Origin of the sequence: Mucilaginibacter sp., from assembly GCF_039207105.1 — a bacterium.
In the GTDB taxonomy this organism is placed as follows: domain Bacteria; phylum Bacteroidota; class Bacteroidia; order Sphingobacteriales; family Sphingobacteriaceae; genus Mucilaginibacter.
Window position 1 is genome coordinate 1 of sequence record NZ_JBCECK010000245.1, and the last position, 5,086, is coordinate 5,086.

The 5,086-nt window shown below is 40.7% G+C and carries 6 protein-coding genes; 4 read left to right on the forward strand and 2 right to left on the reverse strand.

Annotation, left to right across the window (positions count from 1 at the left end; all coding sequences use genetic code 11):
• Positions 1-313, reverse strand: a 313-nt coding sequence (locus AAGC65_RS24785; RefSeq protein ID WP_343115149.1) for an Lrp/AsnC family transcriptional regulator, incomplete at its 3' end; no start/stop codon positions are given.
• A 150-nt stretch (positions 314-463) separates the two neighbouring features.
• On the opposite strand from AAGC65_RS24785, the gene AAGC65_RS24790 reads away from it, so the two are divergent.
• The 4 genes from AAGC65_RS24790 to AAGC65_RS24805 all read left to right on the forward strand — a co-directional run bounded on the left by AAGC65_RS24790 (position 464) and on the right by AAGC65_RS24805 (position 4,055).
• Positions 464-1,117 (forward strand): metal-dependent transcriptional regulator, encoded by a 654-nt coding sequence (locus AAGC65_RS24790; RefSeq protein ID WP_343115150.1) that lies wholly within the window; start codon positions 464-466, stop codon positions 1,115-1,117.
• Positions 1,114-2,994 carry an Nramp family divalent metal transporter gene (locus AAGC65_RS24795; RefSeq protein WP_343115151.1) on the forward strand — a complete coding sequence of 627 codons (1,881 nt, stop codon included), beginning with the start codon at positions 1,114-1,116 and terminating at the stop codon, positions 2,992-2,994. Before AAGC65_RS24790 ends, AAGC65_RS24795 begins: the two co-directional genes overlap by 4 nt.
• Positions 2,995-3,078: 84 nt before the next feature.
• Entirely contained in the window at positions 3,079-3,531 is a 453-nt protein-coding gene (gene smpB / locus AAGC65_RS24800) for an SsrA-binding protein SmpB (RefSeq protein WP_343115152.1), read from the forward strand.
• A gap of 113 nt (positions 3,532-3,644) precedes the next feature.
• On the forward strand, positions 3,645-4,055 hold the full coding sequence (locus AAGC65_RS24805; RefSeq protein WP_343115153.1) for an ester cyclase: 411 nt from the start codon (positions 3,645-3,647) through the stop codon (positions 4,053-4,055).
• Positions 4,056-4,159: 104 nt separating this feature from the next.
• On the opposite strand, the gene AAGC65_RS24810 is transcribed toward AAGC65_RS24805, so the two are convergent.
• Complete coding sequence (locus AAGC65_RS24810; RefSeq protein WP_343115154.1) at positions 4,160-4,819, reverse strand: protein-L-isoaspartate(D-aspartate) O-methyltransferase; 660 nt, start codon at positions 4,817-4,819, stop codon at positions 4,160-4,162.
• Positions 4,820-5,086: the final 267 nt, after the last annotated feature.

The following is a 5,086-nucleotide window of genomic DNA, read 5'->3' on the forward strand; positions in this document are numbered from 1 at the left end:
GACCGGTTACGTGGTGACACTCCGTTACCTCTTTGATGTGTTTTATTTCATCTAAAAAAGTTTGGATCGTATTTTTCTGATGAAAATCAAGTGATATCTGGATAAATGTTTTTATCCCTAAACCCAGTTTTTCCTCATCAACAAGAGCGTGGTAGCTTTTAATATATTCGGCATTTTCCAGCTTACGTACACGCTCTAAGGTGGGTGCTGGCGAAAGCCCTATCTCGTTTGATAATTGAAGGTTGGTTATCCTTCCATTTTCCTGTAATATCTTAAGTATTTGAAGATCAATTTTATCTAATTCAGCAGCCATTAGGTTACGATAATGTATGCAAATATACAGTTTTCTACAATTTTACACAGTTCGCCAAATTTTATTTCACTCAAAAGTGCTTGAACAAAAATATATTTCCCAAGCCTTCATAATTTAGATAAGTCTAAAATTTTTATTAGATTTGTTTAAATGAGCACATTAGCCGAGGAAAATTATTTAAAATCTATTTATCACCTATCAATGGGCGATGAAAACGTGAGCACCAATCAAATTGCCGCGGCATTAAATACCAAGGCATCATCGGTAACGGATATGTTAAAAAAGCTGGCCGATAAAGCGCTGATCAACTACACCCGGTACCAGGGAGTAAGCCTTACACCATCGGGGCAGAAGATTGCTGTTGGTATTATTCGCAAGCACCGCCTGTGGGAATATTTCCTGGTAGAAAAACTCAACTTTAAATGGGACCAGGTACATGATATGGCCGAAGAAATGGAACACATATCATCAGAGGAACTGATTGACCGCCTGGATAAATTTATGGACTATCCTCAACATGACCCTCACGGCGAACCAATACCCGACTGTAATGGTAACTTTAAATCATCAGAGCTTAAACCTGTATCTACCCTGGAACTTAACAATAGCGGTGTAATATCAGGAGTTCGTGATCAAACTCCATCATTCCTGCAATATCTCGAAAAGCAAGAATTGACCATCGGTAAAAAAGTAAAAGTAACCGAGATCATAGCATTTGACCATTCGGTGGTTTTACAAATAGAAAACAACAAAGAAATTCACATTAGCCGCGAAGCGGCAAATAACTTATTAATAGCCCTATGAGCAGCAATAATAACCAATCATTAGGTGATGTACATAGTTCGGTAACTACCGAAAATAAAACAGGTTGGCGCAAACTAATGGCCTTTCTTGGCCCTGCCTATCTGGTAAGCGTTGGATATATGGACCCGGGTAACTGGGCAACAGACATTGCCGGGGGCAGCGCTTTCGGCTATAAATTAATATGGGTACTGTTTGTATCAAATCTGATAGCCTTGCTTTTGCAATCATTAAGTGCAAGGCTGGGTATTGTTCGTGGGCTCGATCTGGCGCAGGCGTCCAAAAACGCATACCCGCGCTTTGTAAATTTCTGCTTGTATATACTGGCCCAAATAGCCATTATTGCTTGCGACCTGGCCGAGATCATCGGTATGGCTATCGGCTTGAAACTGCTGTTTCACCTACCGTTGATATGGGGCGTCTCCCTCACGATAACAGATACGGTGCTGATGCTTTACCTGATGAACAAGGGGATGCGCAAACTGGAGGGCTTTATTATATCCATGATATTTATAGTGGGCCTGTCCTTTTTAGTTGAGATGTTTATTGTGCAGCCCAATGTGGTGGAGATTGCCAAAGGTTTTGCCCCAAGCAACTTAAGCGGCGAGGCCTTATACATTGCCATTGGTATAATAGGTGCCACGGTAATGCCGCATAATCTTTACCTGCATTCATCACTGGTACAAACCAGACAAATAACCCGTACAGATGAAGGCATTAAATCGGCTATAAAATTTAACTTGTTTGATACCGTTATAGCGCTTAACCTGGCATTTTTTGTAAACGCGGCTATACTGATACTGGCAGCAACAGCATTTTTCAAGAACGGTTATTTCAAAGTTGCCGAAATACAGGATGCCTACAAACTGCTCGAACATATTTTTGGCAACATTGCGCCCGCCCTATTTGCCATCGCATTGATAGCTTCGGGCCAAAGCTCAACCATAACCGGTACACTTGCCGGTCAAATTATTATGGAGGGGCACATTAACCTGCGTATTGAACCCTGGTTGCGCCGTTTGCTTACCCGCTTGCTGGCTATTGTGCCTGCCATGTTAACTATTATTTACTTTGGTGAAGACGCGTTGGGCAACCTGCTTGTATTAAGCCAGGTGGTATTGAGTTTACAGTTGGGTTTCGCGGTTATTCCGCTTATACATTTTACATCTGACAAAAAGCGGATGGGTAATTTTGCTATCGGACTTGGCGTAAAAATACTGGCATGGGCCAGCGCCATAGCTATCGTTGCATTAAATGTTAAGCTAGTTTATGAACAAATAACCGACTGGATAAAAGAGGATCCCGCGGCCGCTGTATGGATCTATGCCTTAGTGATCCCTCTTGTAATTGGCATATCCCTGCTTTTAGTTTATGTTTTGGTAAGACCGTTGCTGTTTAAACATGCTGACAAACCAGCGTACCTGCCCCACGGTATTGCCACGGCCATTACCGATCTTGATGCTATTACCTATAAGCATATCGCCATTACCATAGACTTTTCAAAAAATGATAATGACTGCTTACGGCATGCCATTATGCAGGGCGGCAAACGTGCCGATTACACTCTGATACACGTGGTAGAAACCGCTGGCGCACGCTATTATGGTAAACAGGTGTTAGATAACGAAACACAGAGCGACGTAGATAACCTTGACAAATACGTTACCGCTATGGAAAAACTGGGTTATAAAGCGCAGGCGCAAATTGGCTATGGCAGCCCGGCCAGATCAATTGCTAAAATTGTAAATGAGGAAAATATTGATTTTATAGTGATGGGGTCGCATGGCCATAAGGCACTTAAAGATCTCATTTTTGGCACTACCGTAAATTCGGTAAGGCATAGGGTTAATGTACCTGTACTGGTAGTGAAACCGCAGTGATGACAGAATTGAACATCACCATGCGACAGAGATAACAAGGGCAAAATTTTATGTAAGTTTGCAACCTAAGGAACAGGAAGAACAATGTCTGAGGATAAAATATATATAAAAAACAAAAAAGCTTATTTTGAATACCATATACTGGATAAATACGTAGCCGGCATTAAACTGTTGGGTACCGAGATCAAATCTATCAGAGAGGGCAAAGCAAACATTAATGATGCGTTTTGCACTTTTATCAGCAACCAGTTATATGTACGTAATCTGCACATATCTGAATACTCATTCGGCTCGTTTTACAACCATGAGGCTAAGCGCGATCGTGTGCTGCTGCTCAACAAAAAAGAGCTCAAGAAATTGCTTACCCGTGGTGAAGAAAAAGGTTTAACCATTGTACCACTGGCTCTATTTATCAGCGAACGGGGCTTTGCCAAATTGGAGATAGGCCTGGCCCAGGGTAAAAAGACATTTGATAAACGCGAAACGCTAAAAGAGCGCGATACCAAGGTTGAAATGGATAGGGCCATGAAAAGATAATTTACCAATAAACTCATTTGTAAATAAAGGTTTCTTTTTAAGAAACCTTTATTTGTTTAACAGGTTATATGATTCAAATACAAACTGATTATTAAACCCTTAACTACCACATTATGAGTAAAGAAACAAACATCCAGGCCTTAACAAAATTTGCAGAAGCAGTGAACACCCAAAACTGGGATTTAATGTATGATGCTGTAGCACCAGATGCTGTTGACCACGATCCTGCACCTGATCAGGCACAAGGTCCCGAAGGATACATCGCCTTTTTCAAACAATTCCGCACAGCATTTCCAGATCTTAAAGTAGACTTGGTACACATGGTGGCTGATGATGATAATATCGCTTTTGCCTATGAAATAAGCGGCACGCACCAGGGCGAGCTTCAGGGTATCCCACCTACCAACAAACCTATAAAAGTACGAGGCATGCAGATAAGTAAATTTAAAAATGGTATAATGACCGAACGCTGGGGAAGTTCGGATGAGTTGGGTATTTTGAAGCAAATAGGCTTTTTGAAATGATTTCGGAATTGGGATGTTCGATTTCGAAATCAGAATTTCTTGAGCGTAAATATCAATTAGAAGTAATAAATCCGAAATCGGACATCCGAATTCCAAAATCCTCCCTACCAGGCTTTATCGCCAACTAATGGCACAAATCTAAAGGTATCTAATACTATTTTTTCATAATCGTGCTCAGCAACTTTTAATACAGTAACCATTTTTTGGGTTTCCTCATCCCCAACCGGAATTACAAGGATACCTCCTATTTTCAGCTGTTTCAGCAACACATCAGGTACAGTGGGTGCACCCGCGGTTACGATGATCTTATCATACGGTGCATATTCGGCTTTACCAACAGAACCATCGCCACAAAAAAAGTGGGGCTTATAACCCATTTTTTCGGGCAGGATGAATTTGGTACGTTCATAAAGCTTTTCTTGCCGTTCAATAGTGTAAACGGTGGCACCCAATTCAAGCAATATACAGGTTTGATAACCCGAGCCAGTACCAATTTCCAACACCTTATCGCCCTTGCGGATGTGCAGCAATTCGGTTTGATAGGCTACGGTATAAGGCTGCGATATGGTTTGTCCTTCGCCTATCGGGAAAGCGATGTCATTATAAGCCTGATTCCAGAAGGTCTCGTCAAAAAAGTAGTGTCGGGGTACTTTACTTATGGCCAATAAAACTTCTTCATCCTGAATTCCTTTTTTTCGCAGGATGTCAACCAATCGTTTGCGGGCACCTTTCTCTCGGTAATTATCAATATACTTATAAGCCATTTACAAGGCAAAGTTAGCAGGAATTTCAGCATTAAGGTGATGTCATGAACGCTACAAAGGCTAATTCATTATGTGTTAACCGATAAAAAGTTTACACGATTTAAGGATTAAGAAGGATTTAAAGATTTTGTTTGATTGGTACATTTTCAGTTGTTCTAAATAAATATCTCTAATTTTAATAATGTTTTGATTATTTCATCAACCTAAAAACTTATGCCTTTAGATTCAACAAATGACATTAATGCAATAACCCACAAAATTATAGGC

What these genes read in the sequence shown, in the direction of transcription:
- AAGC65_RS24790 (WP_343115150.1), top strand. Translation starts at nt 464, where the DNA reads ATGAGCACATTAGCCGAGGAAAATTATTTAAAATCTATTTATCACCTA.
- AAGC65_RS24795 (WP_343115151.1), top strand. Translation starts at nt 1,114, where the DNA reads ATGAGCAGCAATAATAACCAATCATTAGGTGATGTACATAGTTCGGTA.
- smpB (WP_343115152.1), top strand. Translation starts at nt 3,079, where the DNA reads ATGTCTGAGGATAAAATATATATAAAAAACAAAAAAGCTTATTTTGAA.
- AAGC65_RS24805 (WP_343115153.1), top strand. Translation starts at nt 3,645, where the DNA reads ATGAGTAAAGAAACAAACATCCAGGCCTTAACAAAATTTGCAGAAGCA.
- AAGC65_RS24810 (WP_343115154.1), bottom strand. Translation starts at nt 4,819, where the DNA reads ATGGCTTATAAGTATATTGATAATTACCGAGAGAAAGGTGCCCGCAAA.